18 protein-coding genes are annotated in these 23,919 nt (G+C 62.8%); 10 read left to right on the plus strand and 8 right to left on the minus strand.

Translation table 11 applies throughout. The features are described 5' to 3' along the window. Window positions 1-2: 2 nt before the first annotated feature. Genes KIT08_06595 through KIT08_06605 form a run of 3 tightly spaced genes read left to right on the plus strand, consistent with a single transcriptional unit; the run spans window position 3 to window position 3,152 of the window. Window positions 3-1,679: an iron ABC transporter permease gene (locus KIT08_06595; GenBank protein ID UYN88767.1), complete on the plus strand. Its 1,677-nt coding sequence runs from the start codon at window positions 3-5 to the stop codon at window positions 1,677-1,679. Then, window positions 1,679-2,704: an ABC transporter ATP-binding protein gene (locus KIT08_06600; GenBank protein UYN88768.1), complete on the plus strand. Its 1,026-nt coding sequence runs from the start codon at window positions 1,679-1,681 to the stop codon at window positions 2,702-2,704. The genes KIT08_06595 and KIT08_06600 overlap by 1 nt, the downstream gene beginning before the upstream one ends. Next, window positions 2,697-3,152: a DUF402 domain-containing protein gene (locus KIT08_06605; protein UYN88769.1), complete on the plus strand. Its 456-nt coding sequence runs from the start codon at window positions 2,697-2,699 to the stop codon at window positions 3,150-3,152. The genes KIT08_06600 and KIT08_06605 overlap by 8 nt, the downstream gene beginning before the upstream one ends. 46 nt (window positions 3,153-3,198) lie before the next feature. Here the strand turns inward: KIT08_06605 and KIT08_06610 are convergent, their stop codons facing one another. The 3 genes from KIT08_06610 to surE all read right to left on the minus strand — a co-directional run bounded on the left by KIT08_06610 (window position 3,199) and on the right by surE (window position 5,221). Continuing rightward, a complete protein-coding gene (locus KIT08_06610) occupies window positions 3,199-3,615 on the minus strand; it encodes a hypothetical protein (GenBank protein UYN88770.1) in 417 nt (138 codons plus the stop codon). A gap of 18 nt (window positions 3,616-3,633) precedes the next feature. After that, window positions 3,634-4,215: a DUF4126 domain-containing protein gene (locus KIT08_06615; protein UYN88771.1), complete on the minus strand. Its 582-nt coding sequence runs from the start codon at window positions 4,213-4,215 to the stop codon at window positions 3,634-3,636. Window positions 4,216-4,456: 241 nt separating this feature from the next. Then, the gene (gene surE / locus KIT08_06620; GenBank protein UYN88772.1) at window positions 4,457-5,221 is read right to left on the minus strand and encodes a 5'/3'-nucleotidase SurE; all 765 of its coding nucleotides are present in this window, start codon (window positions 5,219-5,221) and stop codon (window positions 4,457-4,459) included. Window positions 5,222-5,370: 149 nt separating this feature from the next. Here surE and KIT08_06625 point away from each other — a divergent pair, with 149 nt between their 5' ends. Then, window positions 5,371-6,864: a hypothetical protein gene (locus KIT08_06625; protein ID UYN88773.1), complete on the plus strand. Its 1,494-nt coding sequence runs from the start codon at window positions 5,371-5,373 to the stop codon at window positions 6,862-6,864. A gap of 421 nt (window positions 6,865-7,285) precedes the next feature. Here KIT08_06625 and acnA read toward each other — a convergent pair whose 3' ends face one another. Beyond that, window positions 7,286-9,991 (minus strand): aconitate hydratase AcnA, encoded by a 2,706-nt coding sequence (acnA, locus tag KIT08_06630; protein ID UYN88774.1) that lies wholly within the window; start codon window positions 9,989-9,991, stop codon window positions 7,286-7,288. A gap of 108 nt (window positions 9,992-10,099) precedes the next feature. Between acnA and KIT08_06635 the strand changes: the two genes are divergently transcribed. Next, on the plus strand, window positions 10,100-12,307 hold the full coding sequence (locus KIT08_06635; GenBank protein UYN88775.1) for a DUF3048 C-terminal domain-containing protein: 2,208 nt from the start codon (window positions 10,100-10,102) through the stop codon (window positions 12,305-12,307). A gap of 37 nt (window positions 12,308-12,344) precedes the next feature. On the opposite strand, the gene KIT08_06640 is transcribed toward KIT08_06635, so the two are convergent. Genes KIT08_06640 through KIT08_06655 form a run of 4 tightly spaced genes read right to left on the minus strand, consistent with a single transcriptional unit; the run spans window position 12,345 to window position 17,689 of the window. Further along, window positions 12,345-13,598 (minus strand): MFS transporter, encoded by a 1,254-nt coding sequence (locus tag KIT08_06640; protein UYN88776.1) that lies wholly within the window; start codon window positions 13,596-13,598, stop codon window positions 12,345-12,347. A 24-nt stretch (window positions 13,599-13,622) separates the two neighbouring features. Continuing rightward, entirely contained in the window at window positions 13,623-14,552 is a 930-nt protein-coding gene (locus tag KIT08_06645) for a class D sortase (protein ID UYN88777.1), read from the minus strand. Between the two features lie 15 nt (window positions 14,553-14,567). Further along, a complete protein-coding gene (locus tag KIT08_06650; protein UYN88778.1) occupies window positions 14,568-15,803 on the minus strand; it encodes a glycosyltransferase family 4 protein in 1,236 nt (411 codons plus the stop codon). Further along, complete coding sequence (locus tag KIT08_06655; protein UYN88779.1) at window positions 15,800-17,689, minus strand: alginate lyase family protein; 1,890 nt, start codon at window positions 17,687-17,689, stop codon at window positions 15,800-15,802. Before KIT08_06655 ends, KIT08_06650 begins: the two co-directional genes overlap by 4 nt. A gap of 91 nt (window positions 17,690-17,780) precedes the next feature. Here KIT08_06655 and KIT08_06660 point away from each other — a divergent pair, with 91 nt between their 5' ends. The 5 genes from KIT08_06660 to KIT08_06680 all read left to right on the plus strand — a co-directional run bounded on the left by KIT08_06660 (window position 17,781) and on the right by KIT08_06680 (window position 23,819). Further along, window positions 17,781-19,595, plus strand: coding sequence for an FHA domain-containing protein (locus KIT08_06660; GenBank protein UYN88780.1), 1,815 nt, complete (start codon window positions 17,781-17,783; stop codon window positions 19,593-19,595). Window positions 19,596-19,619: 24 nt separating this feature from the next. Then, the gene (locus KIT08_06665) at window positions 19,620-20,951 is read left to right on the plus strand and encodes a CCA tRNA nucleotidyltransferase (protein ID UYN88781.1); all 1,332 of its coding nucleotides are present in this window, start codon (window positions 19,620-19,622) and stop codon (window positions 20,949-20,951) included. Further along, window positions 20,948-21,481, plus strand: a complete 534-nt coding sequence (locus tag KIT08_06670) for a GNAT family N-acetyltransferase (GenBank protein UYN88782.1) — start codon at window positions 20,948-20,950, stop codon at window positions 21,479-21,481. Before KIT08_06665 ends, KIT08_06670 begins: the two co-directional genes overlap by 4 nt. 150 nt (window positions 21,482-21,631) lie before the next feature. Then, the gene (nusA, locus tag KIT08_06675) at window positions 21,632-23,497 is read left to right on the plus strand and encodes a transcription termination/antitermination protein NusA (protein UYN88783.1); all 1,866 of its coding nucleotides are present in this window, start codon (window positions 21,632-21,634) and stop codon (window positions 23,495-23,497) included. Window positions 23,498-23,522: 25 nt separating this feature from the next. Beyond that, complete coding sequence (locus tag KIT08_06680; protein ID UYN88784.1) at window positions 23,523-23,819, plus strand: YlxR family protein; 297 nt, start codon at window positions 23,523-23,525, stop codon at window positions 23,817-23,819. Window positions 23,820-23,919 lie beyond the last annotated feature (100 nt).

Consider the following 23,919-nt stretch of genomic DNA (forward strand, 5'->3'; position numbering starts at 1 on the left):
CTGTGCACAGACTGGCTCATTGGCTTTGGCTGCCGCCGCTGGTCTTTTTAGCGGTTTTCTATCTTTACCCGCTGGGCAGTATCTTCGCGCTCAGCTTTCAGCAAGGCTGGCAGCCAGCCTTGCTGCAGTTGCTGAATGACAGCGCCATCCATCGCGTATTGGGGTTTACCCTGTGGCAAGCCTTGCTGTCTACAGTGTTAACTCTGGCATTGGGCCTGCCGGCGGCCTACCTTTTGGCTCGCTATGACTTCCCTGGCAAGCGCTTGCTACGCGCCATAAGCGGCGTACCTTTTGTGCTGCCTACTTTGGTGGTCGCTGCAGCCTTCAACGCGGTGTTGGGGCCGCGCGGCTGGTTCAACCAGGCCTTGGTTGCCATGGGTCAGCAGCCGCTTGAGTTAATCAATACCTTCACTGCCATTCTTGTGGCGCATGTGTTTTACAACACCACCATCGTGCTACGCATGGTCGGTGATTTCTGGTCGCGCCTCAGCCCGCGCATTGAACAGGCGGCCAGCACGCTGGGGGCCAATGGCTGGCGCGTCTTCACCCGCGTCACTCTGCCTATGCTGGCCCCAGCGTTGGCCGCGGCCGCGCTGCTGGTGTTCATCTTTAACTTCACATCCTTTGGCGTCATTCTGGTGCTCGGCGGCCCGCGTTTTGCCACCCTGGAGACCGAGATCTATTACCAGACCGTGGCGCTATTCAACTTGCCCACCGCCGCCCTGCTGGCGATCCTGCAGTTGCTGTGCACGCTGGCGCTTACGATCGTATATACACGCCTCTCGGCACGGGTCTCGCGCCCCGTCGAGCAGCGCGCCCCGCGCCTGCGTTCGCTGAAAGCGCAGCCTGCCCGCTGGCTCAGCGCTGTGTTCTTAGCGGCGTTGGCGCTCTTCTTCGTTGCGCCGCTGGGCGGGCTGGCCGCCCGCTCGGTCACACGGCTGGAGACGGACCGCCGCCAGGAGGCCGCTGCGCCAGGTTTTACGCTGGACTATTACCGCGCCCTGGGCGATGACCCGCGCAACAACATCTTCTTTGCCCCACCGCTGCGCGCCGTGCAGACTTCGCTCGTATATGCGGGCGCCACAGTCGCGCTGGCCTTGTTTATCGGCCTGCCTGCTTCCTGGCTGCTGGCGAACGAAGCCGCTGCTCGTAGTCGCCTTGTTCGTTTGCTTGACCCGCTGCTGATGCTGCCGCTCGGCACCTCGGCGCTCACACTGGGGCTTGGCTTCATCGTGGCGTTGGATACGCCACCGCTGGATCTGCGCGCTTCGCCTTTGTTAGTCCCGCTGGCGCATACGCTAGTGGCGCTGCCCTTCGTGGTACGCAGCCTGGTGCCAGCTCTGCGCAGCATCCGCCCACGGCTGCGCCAGGCTGCTGCCGTGCTGGGCGCCGCGCCCGCGCAGGTGTTGCGCACCATCGATGTGCCGCTGGTCGGTCGCGCTATTTTGGCGGCCGCGCTGTTCGCCTTCGCCATCTCCGTCGGCGAATTTGGCGCCACCGCACTCATCGCCCGGCCGGAATATCCCACCATGCCGGTGCTCATTTACCGTCTGTTGGCCCAGCCCGGCGCATTGACCTACGGCCAGGCCATGGCGCTCAGCACTTTGTTGATGGTCTTCACTGGCGGCGGTATGCTGCTGATCGAGCGGCTGCGCATTGCAGACGTGGGAGAGTTCTAGTGCTGGAACTGCGCAACATCACCAAGCGGTATGACAACAAGCCCATCTTGGCGGGGATCGACCTGCGCGTAGAGCAGGGCGAGGTGTTGGCTTTGCTTGGTCCCAGCGGCAGCGGCAAGTCCACGTTGCTATCCATCGTCGCTGGCTTGGAAACACCAGACAGCGGCCAGGTGCTGTGGGACGGCGTGGATGTCACCCACACACCGCCGCACCGCCGCGGCTTTGGGCTTATGTTCCAGGATTATGCGCTCTTCCCCCATCGGGATGTGTTCGGTAATGTGGCCTTTGGTTTGCAAATGGCCGGGCACTCTGTCGAGAAGATCACTGACCGCGTTGGCCAGGTATTACATCTTGTCGGCCTCGATGGCTTTGAGCGCCGCGATGTCACCAGCCTCTCCGGCGGCGAGCAGCAGCGCGTGGCGCTAGCGCGGGCGCTGGCGCCCGCGCCGCACCTGCTGATGCTGGACGAGCCGCTCGGCTCGCTGGACCGCGCCTTGCGCACGCGCCTGCTGGCGCAACTGGCCGAGATCCTGCGCGGTGAGGGCCTAACCAGCTTGTACATCACCCATGACCAGGAGGAGGCCTATGCCATCGCCGACCGAGTGGCGATTTTGAATGCAGGCCAACTGGCACAACTTGGCAAGCCCGAGGAGCTGTATCGCCAGCCCGCAACTGAGTTCGTGGCGCGCTTCCTGGGTATGCAAAATCTCTTCCCAGCCCGCATCCAAGACGGGCTGGCGCACACGCCGTTCGGAGCGGTGCCGGTTGGCGATCAGCCGCCGGGCGAAGCCACGCTTCTGCTGCGGCCCGACAGCCTACGCCTGGGCGCGGATGGCTCGTACGCTCTGCATGGCACCCTGCAGCGTAAGCAGTTCCGCGGCAGCCAGTGGCTGGCGGAAGTGGCGGTGCAAGATGCTACGCTTGCACTAGAATTGCCATCCAGTGCAAAACTGCCTGCCGTCGGCGAAGCGATCGATCTGAGCTTTGACCCGGCCGAAGCGCTGCGCATTTTCCGCAATGACTGATATCAAGGTATTGAAACAAAACCCGGCTGGCCAGTTGATGTACGAATGGAACGGCCAGTTGATTAGCTATACCGATCACGAAGCTGTGGTCGAGGCGCTCTTCAACGCGGAGAGCGGCCAGATGGTGGATATTTCGCTGAGCAAAGGCGACCATTTTCTGGAAAGCTACTACGATGATCGTTGGTACAACATCTTTGAGGTGCGCGACAAGGATGATGGTCATCTCAAAGGCTGGTACTGCAATATCTCTGCGCCGGCAGTGATCACGCCGGCGCAGATCATCTTCCGGGATTTTGCGCTGGATCTGCTGGTCTACCCTGACGGGCGTCAGGTGGTTCTTGACGAAGACGAGTTCGAAGCGCTGGAGTGCACAACTGAGGAGCGGCGGCTAGCCCTGCAAGGGCTAGCCGCGCTGCAAGCGCACTTCAGGCAACGCTTTGACAAATAAAAAAACGCCGGCAGCTGCCGGCGTTTTTTTATTTATACGATGTTGGTTATTGCAGCTGGCGCAGGATCTCCATCGCGCTGTCGCCCATGAACCAGGCGGCCAGGAAGGTGACGATGCAGCACAGGAATAAAATACCCAGGATCACAAGGACCCACGGGAAGCGGCGGCCGCTGTTGTTGCTGTAGCCAGGGGTCTGCTGCACACCGGCGGTACCGCCGGAGAGACCACGGCGAGAGACGCCGCCACGCGCGCCGGACAGGCCGGTCTTGGTGGGGGCGTTGCTGCCAGAGCTGCGGCGAGCGGCGCCGGCGGAGCCACGGCTGGGCAGCCCGGTGCTGCGTGAACCGCCGCCGGAGGAGCTGGTGCCACGCCCGCTGCGGCTGCCGCCGCCACTGGTGGAACGAGCGCCGGAGCTGGAGCGGCCGGATTTATTGCGGCCGCCGGAAGAACCTCGAAGAGCCATAATTTCTTTCCTCTTACTTTAGCTAGTGGTTGGTTGTACCGCATTGCGGTTGGCGCGGCGCCACAGCATCCAGATCACCAGAGCCAGCAATGGGATAAAGACTATACCAATGATCAGGGGGATGAGCACGGCGATCAGGGATACCGAGATGGCCGCCACATCCTCCACCAGGCCGACGGCCACATTGGCCGTGCCGCCGCTTACTCCAGTGACGGCCGGGCGCATGACGCCAGCCTTGGCCACGTGCACCGTGCCGGCGATCAGCAGGCCGGCGGCCAGGGCCACCACCGGGTTGATGCCATCAATGACCTGGGTGCTGGCGGCGAAGGCGATGGCGCCGGCTGCCGGCCGCACAAAGGTCTGGATGGCGTCGTTCAGGTGGTTGACGATTGGGGCCTTGTCTGCGAAGAATTCGATCGCAGAGAGGGCCACCAGCAGGCCGATGATCCAGCCGTTGGTCAGCGTGTCCCAGGGGGAGTTCAGCTCAATGAGTGAGGTGTAACGCCCCAGCAGGGAAACGACCAACAGCGGGATGTAGGCGTTCAATCCCGCGCTGGCTGAAAGGCCAAAAGCAGAAAAGATACCGCTCAAAACGTCCATTGTCTTATCGTTCTCTCCTTAGATGCACAATCTGTGCACTTAACTACGATTTTAGCACCCAAAGGTTTTGCGACATTGTTAATCATTTATCAATATGGAAGATGAGAATGATCTGCGGCGGGGGGAGCGCTTTAGTCATTCTCATCAATGTCCTTGACAGCGTGCTGGGTGTGTTGCATGCGGATGAGATACCACAGCAACATAGACTAAGGACAGACTGGGTGCGGATGTCAAGCCAGAGCTACCACTGCCAGGTGGCGAGCTCGGGCAGCAGATTGTAGGCGGTCATATCCATTTGCAGCGGCGTTATCGAGACGTAGCCGGCTTGCAATGCGCCCACCTCGGTGCCTTCATCCGGCTGGCCGGTAGGCGCCTCGCCGCCGATCCAGTAATACGGGTTGTGCTGCGGGTCAGTGCGGCGTACCAGCTCATCGCGATAGACGCGCAGCCCCAGGCGGGTGACCTGCATGCCTTTGATCTGCTCGAGCGCCAGGTAGGGAATGTTGACATTGAGCAGGGTGTGGCGCGGCAGGCCGCCGGCTGCCACGCGCATGGCGACGCGCTGGCAAATGGCGGCGGCGGCGCTGAAATCTCGCTGGCTGTTGAGGCCAATGGGCGAATCGAGCGAGAAGGCCACGCCCGGCAGGCCGCCGATGGCGGCTTCCATGGCGGCGGTGACGGTCCCGGAGTAGGTGACATCGTCGCCAATGTTGGCGTAGGGGTTGATGCCGGAGACCACCAGGTCAAACGAGTGGTCGAAGTAGCCCAGCAGAGCCAGGGCAATACAATCTGAAGGTGCCCCGTCGCTCATATGGGCGGGAGTGCCGTCAGGCAGCTGGGTGGGCTTGACCCGCAGGGGGCGGTGGAGGGTCTTGACGTGGCCGGAGGCGCTCCAGTTGCGGTCTGGGGCGAGTACGGTCACTTCTCCCAGGGGTTTTACGGCGTTCACCAGGGCCAGAAGGCCGGGATGGGTGATGCCATCATCATTGGTTACCAGTATCTTCATAGGAATTTCCGTGTTAAACCCTGTACTGTGTGTGATAATTGCTTTGCGATTATTATCGCACAGCGCCATTACCTGGCGCAGGAAACACGCTGCGGAGCAGCAATGCTGCCTGCAGCATAAAAATCCCTCAAATTGTAGAGGTTGAAGCGATGGATATACCCCAAGAAGCCCTAAAAGTGGCCAACCCGGTGCACTCGTGGTTGCGCCAGATCGAAGTCAGCTTTGTGCCCGGCGATACCCCGGTATCTTCGGCGATCGAAGAGCTGGCTGACGGCCTGCTGGACAAGTTCCGCCAGCTGGGCCACAAGGTGGTTGAGACGCCCGCCGACAGCACGGACGTGATCCTGACCACGGCCCAGTACGGCGACCCGATATCCTGGCGCAAGGCGTTCATGTTCATGGCGCGCCGCCAGTTCGGGCTGAAGGAATCGCCGGTGGTTTACACCATGATCCATATGACCGAGCAGGAGTTCAAGGAAAAGATCGATCATTTCCGCTCGGCCCTGGCTAAGCAGCCGCCCGACCCGAAGGATTTTGAGTTTGAGGGCCTCTCGCCCGAATCGCCGCGAGTGCTGATGGAACAGGGCTTGCGCGGCGGCCCGATCATGTCGCTGCTGCGTTTGCTGCAGGCCCAGGCCAAGAGCATCCGCGTGCTGCTGACCGTGGGCGATGAGCACCCGGAGCGGGTCTACCATTTTGACCTGGTGGGCGCCTTTCCGGCCTCAATCAACACCACCGCCGACAGCTTTTATACCGATATTGCCCTGCGCATGGTGACGACTGAAAGCACGCATGAGATCACCAATCACCAGATAATGGAGCCCAAGGTGACCGCCGAGGAGTGGCAGGCGATGAGCACCCCCGAGGCAATGCGCCGCGCCGGCCAGGAGCTGGGCAAGCGCAACTTCTTTACCGAAATGGTGCGGATCGAAGACCTGGTGTCTGTGCCGGCGGTGAATGACTCGATCGCCAGCCAATACAGCGAAGGCTGCTTTGGCACCTGGGACCCGCGTGTGCAAGGCCTGGTGGCGACCATCACCGGCAGCGCCCGCCCGGTAGACAAAGGCAACATTACCGATGATGACCTGGCGCTGATCGTGGGCGTGCGCCCGGACGGCGCTGGCGCCCAGGTGCGTCATGTGGACGGCAAACGCAATGACAAACCGTCTTCTGAGGCGGTGGAAATGATGGACCTGGACGGCCCGCTGCCCTGGATCGAAGTGGCCGCTGGCGCGGTCAAGGCGCAGGTGCCGGTATCGCGCTCCAAGCTGCACGGCCACCGCGGTGTGAAGGCGTTCAACCCAGACCTGGTGGAATACGTGCCGCTGGATGCTCCCTACTATCATTACCTGGTGTCGTGCGCTACCGAGGCGCAGGCCAAGGGCATCAAGGGCGCTTTCAGCCGCTCTGAGATCCTGCTGAACCCCAGCGACCCGCGCAAGATCGCCTTTACGGTGCTGCCGGGCCACGGCCTGGTGATGATCGAGAAGTGGCAGGAGGGTAAGTTGCCCTTCCAGCTCTTCTGGGATGCGATGGATAGCGGCGACCTGGAAATTGACCCGCATGTGCCGCAGGGCAAGATGAGCTATGAGCCCGGCCCGGATGGGCGTATGCACCTGAAGGAAGAGCAAGTGCCGATGTAGGCATGAGTGCGAGATCAAAAAGAGCCCGCCATTGGCGGGCTCTTTTTTGTTGGATGACGCAAACCAGATTGCTTCGTCGCTGCGCGGCTGGCCGCCTCACGTCCTCGCAAATGACGAAAGAATGGCCGCCCTAGACACCACTCGTGTCATCCTGAGCGGGTTTTACATTCCACACCAGGTCGCCGAACCCTGGCCAGCGTGAGGATCCTTGCTGGCATGTCTTCTATGCTTGGCTGGTTTTATCTATGTGGCAGCGAGGATCCCTCGCTACGCTCGGGATGCACATTGTTACATTAGGTAGACGCCCAACCAGATTGCTTCGTTGCTCGGCGGCTGCGCCGCCTCACGTCCTCGCAATGACAGATGAACAAGAAAAAGCCCGCCGTTTCGGCGGGCTTTTTTGTGCTTTGTGGGTGGCAGCTTAGTTCCTGGCCAGTTCGCGCAGGACGGTTTGGAGGATGCCGCCCTGCTTGTAGACTTCAAGGTCGAGCGGGGTGTCGAGGCGGCTCTTGACGGTGAAGGCTGTCTCCTTGCCGTTCTCGTCCACCGCTACCACGTTGATGTCAGCGGCGGGGCCGTACATGCCTTCAATACCGGTCAGCGAGAAGCGCTCGCGGCCGGTGAGGCCGAGGGTCTCGCGGTTTTGGCCACCCTTGAACTGAAGGGGCAGCACGCCCATGCCCACCAGGTTGCTGCGGTGGATGCGCTCGAAGGATTCGGCGATGACGGCCTTGACGCCCAGCAGCAGGGGGCCTTTGGCGGCCCAGTCACGGCTGGAGCCGGAACCGTATTCCTTGCCGGCCAGCACGATCAGCGGTGTGCCATCCGCCTTGTACTTCTGGGAGGCATCGTAGATGCTCATCTGCTCGCCATCGGGTAGGTGCAGGGTGTAGCCACCCTCCACGCCGTCCAGCATCAGGTTCTTGAGACGGATATTGGCGAAGGTGCCGCGGGTCAGTACCAGGTCGTTGCCGCGACGTGAGCCGTAGGAGTTGAAGTTGGGGACGGTGACGCCGTTCTCGAGCAGGAACTTGCCGGCGGCGCTGTCGGCCGGGATGGAGCCTGCCGGCGAGATATGGTCCGTGGTGACAGAGTCGCCCAAGCTGACCAGGACGCGAGCGTCCAACACATCGCTGATAGGCTGGGGCTGCATGGTGAGCCCTTCAAAGAAGGGCGGCTGGTGGATGTAGGTGGAGTCTGCCTTCCAGTCGAACAGCTCGCTGCTGCCGGCCTGGATAGCGTTCCAGGTGTCGTTGCCGGTGAACACGTTGGAGTAGCGCTCGGCAAACATCTCCGGGGTCACGTTGGTTTCAACGGCCTCACGGACTTCCTGCTGGGTGGGCCAGATGTCCTTCAGATAGACCGGCTCATTGTTCTTGCCAATGCCCAGCGGCTCGTTGGTCAGGTCAATATCCACCGTGCCGGCCAGGGCATAGGCCACTACCAGCGGCGGGGATGCGAGATAGTTGGCGAGGGCGTAGGGGTGGATACGACCCTCGAAGTTGCGGTTGCCGGAGAGCACGGCGGCAGTGACCAGCTCGCCGCCGGTGATGGCCTTGACCACTTCGCCGGCCAGCGGGCCGCTGTTGCCGATGCAGGTGGTGCAGCCGTAGCCGACCAGGTTGAAGCCCAGTTCGGCCAGCGGTTCCATCAGTTGAGCCTTCTCAAGGTATTCGGTCACGACGCGGGAGCCAGGTGCCAGGCTGGTCTTGACGTAGGGTTTGACCTTGAGGCCGCGCTCGACGGCTTTTTTGGCCAGCAGGCCGGCGCCGAGCATGACAGAAGGGTTGCTGGTATTGGTACAGGAAGTGATGGCTGCGATGACCAGCGCGCCGTGACCCATTTCGGTGCGAGAGCCGTTGCTGCCGAAAGTCACTTTGTCGGCCATTCGCTCGGCGGGCAGGGCAAAGCCGCGCTCGGTCTTAGGGGCTTGCAGCGCCTTATGGAACTCGGTGCGCATGTTCTCCAAACTGACGCGGTCCTGCGGGCGCTTGGGGCCAGCCAGGCTGGGTTCCACCGAGTCGAGGTCCAGCTCGAGCGTGTCGGTAAATTCAGGCTCAGGCGTATTGGCGTCGCGGAACAGGTTCTGCTCGCGGCAGTATGCCTCAACGAGAGCGATTTGCTCCTCGGTGCGGGCGCTGGCGCGCAGGTAACGCAGGGTCTCGGCATCCACCGGGAAGAAGGTGATGGTGCCGCCGTTCTCTGGGGTCATGTTGGCGATCATGGCGCGGTCAGCCAGGCTGAGCGTGTCGAGTCCGTGGCCGTAGAACTCAATGAACTTGTCCACCGCGCCCTTCTTGCGCAGCATCTGGGTAATGGTCAGGGTCAGGTCGGTGGGGGTCACGCCTTCGCGCAGCTTGCCGTGCAGTTTGAAACCCAGCACGTCAGGCGTGAGCATATCGATGGCGCGGCCCAGCATGGCGGCCTCGGCTTCGATGCCGCCCACGCCCCAGCCGACCACGCCAAGGCCGTTGATCATGGTGGAGTGCGAATCTGTGCCGACCAGGGTGTCCGGGAAGGCGAGAACGTCGTCGCCGACCTGGCGGGTCATCACCACATGGGCGAGGAACTCCAGATTGACCTGGTGCACAATGCCGGTGGCGGGGGGCACCACACGGAAGTTATCGAAGGCTTGCTGGCCCCAGTGCAGGAACTCGTAGCGCTCGCGGTTGCGCATGAACTCGATCTCGGCGTTGCGCTGCAGGGCATCGGCGCTGGCGAAGAAGTCCACCTGGACGGAGTGGTCGATCACCAGGTCAACGGGCACTTGAGGGTTGATCTTCTTGGGGTCGCCGCCCAGCTTGGCGACGGCGTCACGCATGGCGGCCAGGTCTACGATGGTGGGCACGCCGGTGAAGTCTTGCAACAGCACGCGGGCCGGCTTGAAGGGCATGGCGCCGCGCTGCTCGACGCTGGGCTGCCAGGCGGCCAGGTTGCGCACATCCTGCTCCAGGATGTCTACGTTGTTGCAGCCGCGCAGGGCAGCCTCCAGCATGATGCGCATGGAGAAGGGCAGCCTGTCCAGCTTGGTCAGGCTGGCTTCCTCAAGTTTTCTTAAGCTATAGAAGGTATATGTTTTAGGGCCAACAGTGAGGGTGCTGCGAGTATCAAAGAAATCAGTTGTCATTTATTGCTCCGCGTTTCATTATACCGCCCGCTTTTGGCCCACTTTTTACGCCGCTCATTTTGATTGAAAGGCGTTTGCGTATACAATTTTTGCAAGCAGGAGGCTGCTATGAAGAATGTTAGATTGCAATTCATAGTAATTGCATTGTGTTCAGTAATTTTGGCTGGCTGTGTAGGCGCTGGAAACCTGGTTTGGTTGGATGAGAACGGCAACGGCATTCAGGATTCCGGCGAGCCGGGGGTTGCTGGCGTTGAGATTACCCTGCATTCTGCAGATGGAGAGGCGCTAACCAGCGCGGTCAGCGACGCGGATGGCGGCTACGCCCTGTCGGTGCAGTCGTCGGGCGGCGTTTTTTATGTTGCCTTCGAACTGCCAGAAGGCTACACCTTTACGGAGCCCCTTCAGGGCGATGACCCGGCCCTCGATAGCGATGTTGAGCCCGGCACGGGGCGCACCCGCACGCTTAGCCTATCTTCCGTGGATGAGACGATCGATGCCGGCCTAGTGCTTTTGGAGACTGGGACGGAAGTGGAGCCCATGGTGGAAGAAGGCCCGGCTCGAGCGGCTATCACTGGCCGCAGCTGGCTCGACGAGAATGCCAATGGCTTGCAGGACGATGGTGAGCCAGGGCTGGAAGGTGTCTTGGTGCAGTTGCTGAATTCCGACGGCGACGCAATGGACGAGAAACACACTGGCCCAGACGGCGAATACATTCTGGATGATGTTGTGACCGAGAGTAATTATCAACTGGCCTTTTTCCCGCCAGAGGGTTATGAGATCACTCAGATGGACACAGGGGACGATGACAGCATTGACAGCGATGTTGGCCAACTAAGCGGCCAGACTGCCCTGCACACGCTGGATGCGGAGGGCGCCGTGCTCGACGCAGGCTTTGTGGCTTCTGGGCCTACAAGCATGGGGCCAGACGAGTTCCCGGCGGGCTACAACCCGCTGACAGGCCAGCCGCTGTGCGAGCCGGCCGCAGTGGATTGGGGCGTCGTGGGCATCTCCATCTCGCAGTTCCCGCCCGCGGCTACCCGGCCGGCCACTGGTCTGCAGTGGGCGGCCTGGGTGAGCGAGTGGTGGATCGGCGACGGCGACACGCGTCTGTATGCGCAGTTCTACGGCTGCTATCCCGAGATCGATCTGGATGCGACCCTGGGTGACCAGGCTGGCGACAGCCAGCCGGAAGTGGGCGACGGTGAGTTCCTCATCGGCGATGTCGCCTGGTATGACCTTAACGGCAATGCCCAGCAGGACGCGGGCGAGCCGGGTGTGCCGGGCATCGGCGTGGAGTTGATCCTGAGCAGCCAGGTGGTGGCGAGCACGACGACCGACGGCGCGGGCCGCTACTCCTTTGTGGTTGAGCCGCAGTACGGCTTCACGTACCAGGTGCGTTTCACCATCCCCACCCATTTGCAAACCTTCTACTTTGTTAGCGCCAACCTGGCGGCGGATGATGTGGACAGTGACCCCAACCCCTCCACTGGCCTGACGGACGGCTTCACCCTGGCCGAAGGGGCCAGCGAGAAGCTGGACATTGACGCCGGCCTGCGCCACTCTATCATCATCGAAGGCGTACGCTCCGGCCGCCTGGTGTACGAGGTGATGCGCGGCTACTTTGAGGGCTGCACCGTGATCGCCGGGGCTGATCCCACCGTGCTGGCGCAGATCCAGGTGTGTGCCCAAGCGGCCAACAATGACGCCAACGACATCGGCGCGGCGGGCATTGACGTGACCAAGCTGCAGGAAGTGGCCGCCAACAACATAAGCATCTACGGCCCGCCCAACCTGACCGGCAACCTGTTCGACGCCAACCCGCCGGACGGCTGCGTGCCGGCCAACTCGCTGACGATGTTCTACAACATCAACAACCAGACCTACTGGAGCTATGACGAGGCGTCTGGCGCCTACATCCGCCACCAGAACACGTATCTTGCGCCGGACGTGCAGGAGGTGAGCACCGAAGCCCTGACTGGCGAACCGCAGGCGTTTGAGAATGTGATCGTGTTCTTTGTGGAGCACGAGGAGCTCAACGCGGCAGGCACGATCATTGACGTGCACATGGAGAGCCGCAGCGGCCGCGCCAAGCTGCTGCGTGACGGTATGGTGTGCGACCTGAACTGGTCGACGGTGAACGGCGACTACGAGAAGGAGACCGGCCGCACGCGCCCGATCCGCTTCGAGTATGCCGATGGCACGCCGTTCCCGCTGAAGCCGGGCCAGCTGTTCCTACACATGGTGCACATCAACGCTGACTTCTTTGAGCCTGAGGCAGGCTCGGGTGATTGGCGGGCACGCTGGTACACCCCGTAAGCTGAGCACTCCAGACATAAAAAAAACAAGAGCCGCGTCAGCGGCTCTTGTTTTTGGGTCGGGCGACGGCCTGGGTCATATTGATGATGCGTTGGAACAGCGCCACGACCGGGGTGAGCACCAGGGCCGAGGTGACCAGCGCGGCGCGCATGGAGTACATGCGGCCCACGCTGCCGAGGATCGGCCCTCCGCCCAGCTCGCCTAGGGCATCGATCTGGCCGGCCATGGAGAGCACCGTGGCGCGGGACTTGGCGGGGATCTGCTGGTTGATCCAGGTGCGCGTGAGCGGGAAGGTGACCCGGCGCAGGCCGTTGAAGGCCACCATGGCCACGAGGGCCACGGCGAAGCTGCCGGTGAGCGAGAACAGCAGCATGGCGAGCACCATGCCGGCGTACAGCAGCTGCAAGCCGCGCGCCACGGCCGGACCGCGGGTGGTATCCACGGCGCGCTTGGCGATCTGGTTGGCCAACAGGCCGACCAACAGGAAGATGACGTTGAGCACGCCGAACCACTGAACATTGCTGAGCTGCAGCGAGCCCAGCGCCGGGAAGCTGAAGACCTGCAGCAGATAAGGCTGGGCCAGGCGATCCCAGGCTTCGCTGTACAAACCTACGAACAAGGCCGCTACGGCAAAGACCATGAGGGCGGCGCTGCGCCGGGCGGCCTGCAGACCGGCGTTGAAAGTTTTTAACATCGTGCGCCAACCCTGGCGCTCTTTGGCGGGCACGGGCTTGAAGCCGCGCTCGGGCATGGCGAAGATGAGAAAGATGCCCAGCGCGACCATTACACCGCCGCCAAGGAAGTAGGGGAACGAGAGGCCGAAATGCTCAGCGGTCCATACACCGATAGGGATGCCCGCCAGACTGCCGAGAATATCCAACTGGTTGCCAGAGATGATGACAGGGCCTACTTTCTTGGCCCCGACCTCATCCGTGATCCAGGCATCCAGCGCTCCACTGATGAAGGTGTGCCCGAAACCCCAGACGACCTGGGAGAGCAGGATGATGCTGAACACGGGGACCAGGCCTTCGATGGCGTGGCCGATGCCGAACAGGAATATGCCGATGATGATGGATAAGCGGCGGCTATAAACATCCGCTACGACGCCGGTTGGGACTTCGAATAGAAAGATACTGACTTCCAGGGCGGTGCCCAGCAGCACCAGCTGCAGGGCATCCAGTCCCGCCACCTCGACCCGGTAGACCACGTAGGTGGTGTACATCACCATGGTGCTGAAGCCGAAGGCAATGTAGATGAGACGATAGATCAGGGCGGCGTTGAACTTTGGCAATGCGTCTCCGTGGAATGGCGAATACTAGCCCGCGTCAGAAATGCGGGTCAGTTCGCCCTGGATGATGATGCGCTGGGTGTTGATGCGGTACGGGAAGCAGCTGATCAGGGTCAGGGTGGCATCCGGCGTGGGGAACATGACCTGCACAAAGGTAGGCGCCACGAAGAGCTGGTCGGTCACGGTGTAGGTGTAGCTGTTCTGGGCCGTGTGTACGATGATCTCGTCGCCCGGCTGCAGTTGGTCGAGATGGCGAAAGACCTCGCCGTAGATGTCGTTGTGGCCGCTGAGGACGAGATTGCCGTTCTGGCCGGGGTTGGCGCTGCCAATGTGCTGGCCCACGCCGCGCTTGAGCGCCTCCCAGTCATCGCCCTGCACCACAGGGGCGTTGACTCCGATGGCAGGAATGCTGATGGACATGGCCTGCTCAGGGCCAGGCGTGGGCATCACCAGCGCGGCGGTGTAGGCTTGCAGCAGCGGGCGCAAGTGGTCAGGAATTTCGGCTTCGTTGGGGGCGGCCGGGTTGTTGGCACTGGGGGCGGTGTGGCCGGAAGGCAACACCACCGGGCCTAACAGCGGTGCGGGGCTGGCGGTGCCGCCGGCAAAGTTGCTGCTGATCTCGCTGTTGAGCTGGCCAAGCAGATCAAGGCCATTGATGAAGATAAAACCGAGGCCGACGACCGCCAACAGCTCGACCGCCAGCAGGGCGCGCTCGGCCCAAAGGCGGGAGCGCTTGTTCTTGGGTTGGGCGAGACGTAGGTCGGGGTCGGCGTGGATGCGCGTACCCGCCAGCGGCTCGACGTCAACGCCTTCGGTATCCTCGGCGTCCAGCGGCAGCAGTTCACCTGACTGACTGAAGGCATCGACGCGGCGCTTGCGATCCGCGGCACGGCGATCCAGCAGCATGCGGCGCAGTTCGCCTTCTTCCAGATTGAGGGTCTTGCTCTTTTTTGCCATCGACTAAGCGGAATTTTACTGTCCTTGGGTGGCAACCATTTCCAGCAGCATGGCTTCCAACTGGGAGGCCAGTTGTGGGCGGTTGAAGTGCGCTTCAAGAAAGGCGCGGCCGGCCGCACCCATGGCGCGCCCTTGCTCCGGCTGCGTGGAAAGGTGCAACAGCGTAGCGGCCATGGCCTGCGGGTCGCCCGGCGGCACAAAGACGCCAGCGTTGGCATCCGCCACCACCTGGCGGATCACGCCATCAATGGCCAGGGCTACGGCGCGGCCGGCGGCCAGGTAATCGAAGACCTTGTTGGGGTACACAGTGGCGTACAGCGGAAGCGGCTTCAGGATGGCGATACACACATCCGCGGCGGCCAGGGCGGTTGCCATGTCCTCTTTGGCCAGCGGCGGGATGAAGCGCACGTTGGGCAGCTGCATCGCAGCGGCCTGTGCCTGCAAGGCGGACTTGTCTTTGCCATCACCCACCAGCACCAGCTGGATGTTTTCGTGAGCCCGAAGCTGCTCGGCGGCTTGCAGCAGCACGCCGAGATCATTTGAGAGGCCGTGCGCACCGGCGTAGAGAGCGACGAACTTGCCCTGCAGGGCGTGCTGGGCGCGGAAGGCCGCGCCATCTGCCTGCGGGTCGAACATGGCCGCATCGGCGCCGTTGGGCACCAGGCGCACGCGGCGTGCGCCGCGGGCCTGCACATGGGCTGTGAAACCGGGCGAGTTGAGCAGCACAGTGTGTGCGCCGCGGTAAAGAAGACGCTCCAGCCATTCGGAAGCGGCGATCAGTAGAGGATTATGCAGCACGCCCACGGCGATGGCGAAAGCCGGCCACAGGTCGCGCACCTCCAGCATGAGCGGAGCGCGCTTGAGGCGCGCCAGCGCCCAGGCGCCGGCCGCCTGGAAGATGGGCGGGGTGGTGCCCCACACCACGTCCACGTCCTTGACGCGCAGACCGGCCCAGAAAGCGTTCCACGTGAAGCTGAAGAAGTTGAGGATGCGGCGGGCGAAGCTGCGATGCAAGCCTGGCAGAGTACGCACGCGCAAAATATTCAGACTGCCGCCGCCGTCAAAGGCGGTGATCTCAATGCCTTTGTTGGCGTCTGTGCCGGTGAGGTAGCTGGTCTGGCTGGCGATCACGGTCACGCGGTGGCCGTGCTGGGCCAGATAGCGCGCAAATTCATAATGGCGCGTGCCGCCCGCTTCATCCAGGGCCACAAAAGCCTGGTGCACCAGCAGAATGTGAAGAGATTTGCTCATTTTGGAAACACGAAGCGGGTGGTGACGGCTTGCAAGGCGTCACCTTCCAGCTCGACGACCAATGCTAATGCAGGTTGCTTGCTGGCATAGGTAGGCGAGATCCAGCCCGCGGTGGGGCTGGCGGCGGCTGTGCCATACACGCGCTTTCCGGCGCGCAGCAGGCTCAACGCGTGACCCGCCACCTGGATGCTGATGCGGCCTTGGGGGCTGCGTAGATGCAGCGTATCGCCAGCCACGCGCCAGGGCCAGTCTGGCAGCAGCCAGTGCAGCCGAGCGCGATGGTTTGTAACATCGCCCAGCACTTCGTCCTTCACTATCCATTCGTGCTTGCTTGCTTGCACGCTGCGGCGGTGGGTCAGGCAGCGGCGGCGGTAGCCGTTGTGCTGTGCCACGGCGCGCTGCGGGCTGTGCTGTAGCACGGTGGCCTGGGCCCAGTCCAGCCATAGGAAGCGGCCGGCGCGGCTCATTTGCTCGGCATCGTCGAGCATGAGCGTGTTGTGGACTTCCGTGCCCGCCAGGGCGTTGTTCCATGGGTTGGGCGCGTTATATAAGTACGTACCCGCATCCTGCGCAATGTTGAAGCCACGCCACCACAGGTCGAGATGCAACTGGTCGGCATGGCCGGGGCGACCGTCAAAATGGGCGGCGCGCAGATAGGCCCATGAATCTCTGTTATCCAATCGCAGTGGAGCTTTTGCTTTGCCTGCTCGTTTGCTGACTGTCTTCAGCTTGCCTTGCAAGCCAAGCCAGAGGCGCAGCTCATCCCACGCGCCAGGTTGCAGGCCAGGCAAGTTTAGCGCCGCAGCGGCGGCTTGTAGCGCGGGGCGGTAGTCGTGGAAGGCCAGCACGCTGAACGGCAGGATGTACGCGCCGTCATTGGGACCGAGGTTGGCGGCCTGGCCACTGTCTTCGTCTAGCAGGCCGAACAGCCAGGTGCAGGCGGCGCGCAGCGATGTCAACGTGTGGCCGGGCAGCGGCTGGCCTTCGGCAGCCGCCAGCTGCATGGCCCAGACGGCGAGTTGCAACATCAGGCGCTGATAATTGGCGCTGTGCTGGCTGTAGGCGCCATCTGCCGCCACCTGGTGGCGGATGCCTTCTATAAAGTTGGCGCGCCCTGTGGCGCGCCACGCGCTGGCCTTGGGGTGCTGGGGCAGCATCAGCCCGGCAGTCCATAAGCCCACCGCTTCGCTCAGCAGGTGATTGTTGTTCTGTGCACGAGCATAGCTGAGGCTGGGCGGGATGCGCTCGGCGTGGCCGGCCAAAGCCTGGCTGAGCCAGGCTGCTCGCTCTGGCGTGCTGGCCTTGGCTTGGGATATCAGGATGTAGCTGAAACTGAGCGAGATCAGGCGCAACGCCACTTCCTGGGCTGATGACCAGTGTGGGCCAAGATTTGGGGGGTTGTGGCGGACAAAATGCTCTACGCGCCGCCATAACCCCTCGGCGTAGCGTTCTTCACCGCTCAGCCAATAAGCGCGTGCCAACAAAGTGGCCCAGCCCAGACGGCCCACCTCCCAGACCAGCTTGATGTCGCTGCCGTCTGGCATGGCACGGGTGTAGGCGCTCCAGTGCTTGAGCACACCGCTGAGCTTGACCTTGAGCGGGCGCGGTTCACCGCCAAACAGGCGTACTCGGTTGCGAAGCACTGCGTCCGCCTCGGCCAGCACGGCTTTGGCCTGCTGGCCGAGCAGCTTGCGCAGCGCGGCCGGCTGGGCCGGCTGCAGGAGGCGTACGAGCGGCCCGCTGGGCTGCGGCCGCCCACCCGGCGGGGTTTGGGCACGCAGCCAACCGCTGCGCAGCTGCAGCGCATACAGCCCGTACTGCGCCAGGGCGCGCGGGCCTAGCTGCCACAAGGCTTTGAAGATGGTTGCGGGGCTGCGGGCGGCCATGACTGCACAGATTGTAGCCGCCGGAGGCATGGCGGCTGCCTTAATCGCGTACACACATTGCGGGCGCAAAGCTCGGGTTAGAATGCCGCAAGTGAAGCGCATTCTCATTGCGCTGACCCTGCTGCTGGCGGCGGTGCCCTTCAACGCCGCGGCGCAGACCGGGGCGCGCATCACACTCCGTTCAGTACAGACCGACGCCTTCCCCGCTATCACGGGATATTTTGACGCGCAGGATGCCAGCGGGGCGCGCATCACTGACCTGGCGGCCGAACAGCTGCAAATGCTGGAGGATGGGGTGGCCCAGCCGATCCAGCAACTGCGCAATGTGCAGATCGGTTTGCGCGTGATCATGGTTGTGACCCCGGCCGAGCCCTTCGGCATTCGGGATGGTCAGGGGACACCACGTTTTGACTATATCAAACAGGCCATTGGCGATTGGGCCAGCACCCTCTCCTCCACCAGCGATACCTTGCTGACCCTGGTGACCCCCGAAGGTACATTGGTGAACAATGGGATCGTCAGCGAATGGCAGGCCGCCCTGGATGGACTGCAGGTGCCGGCTGGCACACTGTTCCCTGATCTGCAGGCGCTCTCGAACGCGCTGGCGATTGCGGCCCAGCCGGCCCAAGATGACGCCAACACCGCCATCTGGTGGGTGACCAGCACGCCGCGCCTGGCGGATATTGAGGCGGCCGCGCCGGATCTGATGGCCCAGTTGGATGCGCTGGGCGTGCCGTTGGTCATCTGGCAGGTGGATTCGCCGTCTTTGTTCGAAAACGAGGCTTCGCAATTGCTGCTGGGCATGGCTGAAAACTCGGCCGGGCAGCGGCTGCAATTCTCGGGCGCAGAGGCGCTCGACTCTCCGGAGCCATTCTTCGCGCCGTTGCGCAACGCGTATTTCTTCCAATACTATTCACAGCTGCGCCGCAGCGGCGAACACGAGCTGGTCATGCAGGCCCAGGCGGACGGCCTGACCTCGCAGCCGTTCACCATCACACTGGCGATCCAGCCGCCCAATCCTATTCTGGTGAGCCCGCCCGCACAAATTGCGCGCGGCCCGGCGGCGATCGACCCGCAGCTGCTTTCACCGTTCAGCCAGCCGATCGAGCTGCTGGTCGAGTTCCCGGATGGCTTTCAGCGTAATCTGGTGCGCAGCACCCTGTACGTCAATGATGAGATCGTGGCGGAGAACACCACCGCTCCGTTCACCCACTTTGCCTGGGACCTCAAGCCGTATACGCAAAGCCAGCAGATCTTCCTGCGAGCCGAGGTGGAGGACGAGCTGGGCCTGATCGGCGAAAGTATCGACTTCCCGGTGGAGATCAGCGTGCAGGCGCCCGCCACCTGGTTCCAGGCATTGCTCTCGCGGGCGGGCTCCACGCTGGCGTTCTCGGTGGTGCTCATCGCGGCTGGCGCCTTCTTTTTGGTGATGGTGCTCTCCGGGCGGCTGGACCCGGTGCGGCTTAACCACATCTTCAGGCGAGACCGGCGCAGCCGCAGCGTGCCGCGCCCCGTGGTGGACCCCCTGCGCGACTCGCCGCTGGGTATGGATGAAGTACCGCATTTGCAGGATGAGCCAGAAGAGGAGCCTGTGGTCCCGGCCACCCTGCAGCGGCTGGCCATGCAAGACCCGGCCCAGCCGGCCCAGGTGTTGCCGCTGAGCCTGGCTGAGATCACGGTCGGTTCCGGCCCGACCTGCACGCTGATATTGTCTGAACCCTCGGTGGATAAGCAGCACTCGCGTATCACGCAGGACGAGATGGGCGAATTCCACATTGCAGACATGGGCTCGCACGCCGGCACCTGGGTCAACTATGCGCCCGTTTCGCTTGAAGGCAGCCGCCTGCAGGACGGCGACATTGTGCACATTGGGCGGGTCGCTTTCCGCTTCCTGCTTACGAAGTAGCCCGCTTTCCACTATCATTATTTGGTGTCCAAACCTGTTCGATTGCTGAACCAGTTACAAGCAGACGCGCCTCGCCTGCCCTTGGCGCGCGCCCTGGCGCCGTTGCCGCCAGCCAGCCGCCGGCTGCTGCGCCAGGTGGCGGCAGCGGCGGAGGCGCGCAAGCTGCCGCTCTATGTAGTGGGCGGCTATGTGCGCGACCTGCTGCTGGGCCGGCCCAGCCTGGATCTGGACCTGGTGGTGGAGGGCGACGCCATCGCTTTTGGGCGCAGCCTGCAGCGTGCCTTGGGCGGCGAATTGTTGCCGCACAAAGCATTTGGCACGGCGGTGTGGCGCCTGGCGCCTGGCCGCGGGCTGCCTGAATTTGTGGACCTGATATCGGCGCGGCGCGAAAGCTATGCGCGGCCCGGCGCCTTGCCTGCGGTGCAGTTCTCGCACATTGCCGATGACCAGTTCCGGCGTGATTTCACCATCAACACCCTGGCGCTGCGGCTTGACGGCGCGCAGGCGGGCGTCATTCTGGATGCATGGGGCGGCCTGACTGATCTGCGCGCCGGCGTCATCCGCGTGCTGCATGACCAGTCATTCATAGATGACCCCACGCGCATATTCCGTGCGTTGCGCTTCAGCGGCCGGCTGGGTTTTAAGCTCGAGCGCAAGACGCTGCAGCAACTGCGCGCGAGCGTGGGTACGCTGGATCGTGTATCGGGTGAGCGCATCTATAGTGAGCTGGAGCTGACCTTGTTGGAGCCGCAGCGGGCGGCCATCCTGCACTCGCTGCAGCGTTATGGAGTGCTGCGCGCCACTGGCACGCAAATGCGCTTTGATGCCCGCATTGCCGCTGGGTTGGCGCGCGCCAGGCTGCCTGGGCCGGAGTGGGGCTTCAGCACCACTCCGGTGCCGTTGGGGTTTGTGCTGTGGTTCGCGCAGATGCTGCCCGTCGTTGCGACAGCTGCCGCGCAGCGTTTGCGCTTCAACGCCAACCTGGCGGCGGTGGCGAGCGCCGCGGCCGGGTTGCGCCAGGCCGCCCGGAAGTACGAGGCCCTGCCAAACAGCGCCTTCACGCATCATTTGGATGCTTTGCCGCTGCTTGCGGTCTATGCGGTGTATTTGCTGCAGCCGGCGGGCAAATTCCGCAGCCGTTTGCTGCGCTATGCGCGCCAGTGGCGGCATGTTCAGGGGTATACCCGCGGCGAGCAACTGATGCAACGTGGCCTCAAGCCCGGCCCTGCCTACAAATACATCCTCTACCAGCTGCGCGCCGCCTGGCTGGATGGCAAGGTCAAGACGCGCCAGCAGGAGGGTGCCTTGCTGGATAGACTGCTGAGCGATCACATTGTTGGAGAGGGTGGAGCGTGAGCAACGCTGAGACCCAGCAGATCGCCCTGCCGGCGGGCTACAGCATCCGCCCGTTGCAGGCGGTGGATGCGCCCGCGCTGGAGTGGGACGGCGAGTTCGCTCACTTCCGGCGGGTATATGCCCTGGCGTTTGAGCGCGCCCAGGTAGGCAATGCCATGCTATGGGGCGTGCAGGCGGCTGACGGCGAGCTGGTGGGCCAGCTGTTCGTGCTGCTGAATGCGGAGAACGATCCGCAGACCGCAGATGGCCGCCAGCGGGCCTTCATTCACTCGTTCCGTGTGCGGCCGGAGCACCGCAACCGCGGCCTGGGCAGCGGGCTGCTGCAGCACGCCGAGGCTGACCTGCGGGCGCGCGGCTTCAGCTGGGTGGCTCTGAACGTGGCCGAGGACAACCCGGACGCCATGCGCCTGTATCTGCGCCACGGCTACAGTGAACTGCACCGGGTCACGGGCTACTGGAGCTTCCTTGACCATGACGGCCAGCAGCGCCATCTGCATGAGCCCGGCTGGCGCATGGGCAAGCCTCTCTAGCTCACGGTTTCCTTATCCACCGCGCTTGCCTTTTCCAAATCCGGGTGCTAGAATACTCAAGCTTCGTAACCGCATAGTAATGGCGACGGAAGTGGGCAACCCCCACTTTTTTGCTTATATAGTATTGGTTGCAATATCAGGAGTTTACGGATGAAGAAAGAATTTGCTCTGGCATTCAATGAAGTTCTGGATGACAAGCAGCTGCCGCGCGATGTGATCATCGGCGCGCTGGAGGCTGCGCTCGTCTCCGCCTACCGCAAGACGGTCAATGCCTCCACGGCGCAGCAGATCGAAGCGCGCATCAATGAGGCTACCGGCGAGATGCAGATCTACGCCGAAAAAGAGGTCGTCGAAGAGGTGTTGGATCAGCGCACTGAAGTGACGCTGGAAGATGCTCATAAGGAAAATCCCGAAGCGCAGCTCGATGACATCGTCATGGTCGAGAGCACGCCCGAAGACTTCGGCCGCGTGGCCGCCCAGGCCGCCCGCCAGATGATCCAGCAGCGCATTCGCGAGGCCGAGCGCCTGGCGCAGAAGGACCACTTCTCCACGCTGGAGGGCGAGATCGTCAACGGCGTGGTGCAGGCTGCCAACCCGCACATGATCACGATCGGTCTGGACCGCAAGGCCGAAGGCAAGATGCCGCGCAGCCAGCAGATCCCGGGTGAGCGCTTCCGTGTGCATGACCGCGTGCGTGCCCTGCTGCTGGAAGTGAAAGACACCACCCGCGGGCCTGAGATCATCCTGACCCGCGCTCACAAAGACTTTCTGCGCCGCCTGCTGGAAGACGAAGTGCCTGAGATCTATCAGGGCTTGGTTGAGATCCGCTCGATTGCGCGCGAGCCCGGCTATCGCTCCAAGGTGGCCGTCTCCGCCCTGCAAGCCGGCATTGACCCGGTGGGCGCCTGTGTAGGCATGCGCGGTGTGCGCATCCAGGCCATTGTGCGCGAGCTGCATGACGAGAAGATCGACGTGATCGAATGGAGCTCTGACCCTTCGCAATTCATTGCCAAGGCGTTGAGCCCGGCCCGCGTGACCGGTGTGTATCTTGAAGAGCAGACCGGGGGCGGCAAGACCGCAACCGTAGTGGTGCCCGAAGACCAGCTGAGTCTGGCGATCGGCCGTGACGGGCAGAACGCCCGCCTGGCCGCCAAGCTGACCGCCTGGCGTATTGACATCAAGAGCCTGCCCGAGGCTGCCTCGGATGCGCTGGCCAAGGCCCAAGCCGATGCCGCCTTCCTGGAGCAGAACCCCGAATGGGCGGAGCAGCTGCCCCTGGTGGAAACCGCCCTGGCCAAGAAAGCCGAGGGGCGCCCACTTACGCCCGAGGAGTACACCCTGTTGGGCCGCTTTGTGGACCGCATCGAGAGCGGCGCACAGTCTCAGCGTGAAGCCATTCTGGATGCTGAACGCCAGAAGCGGGCTGACGTTGAAGCTTCGCTGCCGGAGACCGCCTTTGACATCCCGCTGGATGATCTGGGTCTGGCTCCCAGTCTGGCCATCAAACTGAGCGGTGAAGGCTACTCCACGATTGGTGAGCTGATGACTCAGTTGAAGCTGGACAGCGATGTGCTGCTGGCCATGGAAGGCATTGGCCCCGAGACCCTGAAGACCATTCAGAGCGCGATCGACACCTTTGACTTCCCGACCCCCGCACCCAAGGCCGAGCCGGTCGTGGTGGAAGCCGAACCTGAGCTGGAGCCCGAAGTCGTCGAGACTGCGCCGGTGGAAGAGACTGCGCCGGTAGCCGAATTGACGGATGCCCCGGTTCAGCTTTCTGAGGAAGACGAAGAACTGCTGGCCGCCATGCAGAGCGAGCGACCCGCGCCCGGCCAATCTCTGGAAGAGATCTTTGCCAAGAGCAGCGCCAAGCTGGGCGCCAAAGCTGCCAAGCCTGGCACGCCGGCACAGGACGACAAGAAGAAAAAGAAGAAAAAGAAATTCCGCGAGCTGGACTACGATCCGGATACGGACACCACCATTCCGCATGTGCGCGATGAATGGGAGCAAGACTAACTCGCAAGGACTGTATAGGACTTGCATGGCTAAGCCAACCAAGCCTGCACCAGGGCGAACCCGGCATGTGCCCCAGCGCAGCTGCGTAGCCTGCAGGGAAACTGAAGCCAAGGGCACGCTGGTGCGCCTGGTGCGCACAGGGGAAGGGGTCTTTGCAGACCCAACCGGCAAGCAGGCCGGGCGCGGCGCCTATTTGCATGCTCAACGCAGCTGCTGGGAGCGCGGCATCCGCCACAACCTGGCGACTGCGCTGCGCACCAGCTTGAGCGAAGCCGATGTGCAGCGGTTGACCGCCTTCTTTGAAGCGCTGCCGCAGAAATAAATGCTGTAGATGCGCCTTGAGGGCGCATATAACAGCCTACTGAGCAAGTTGGTAGAATGTGCTTCGGGGGAAGCAATTCTTATGGATAGAAGGAGATGTA

The sequence above is a fragment of the Anaerolineales bacterium genome (assembly GCA_025808555.1).
In the GTDB taxonomy this organism is placed as follows: domain Bacteria; phylum Chloroflexota; class Anaerolineae; order Anaerolineales; family UBA11579; genus JAMCZK01.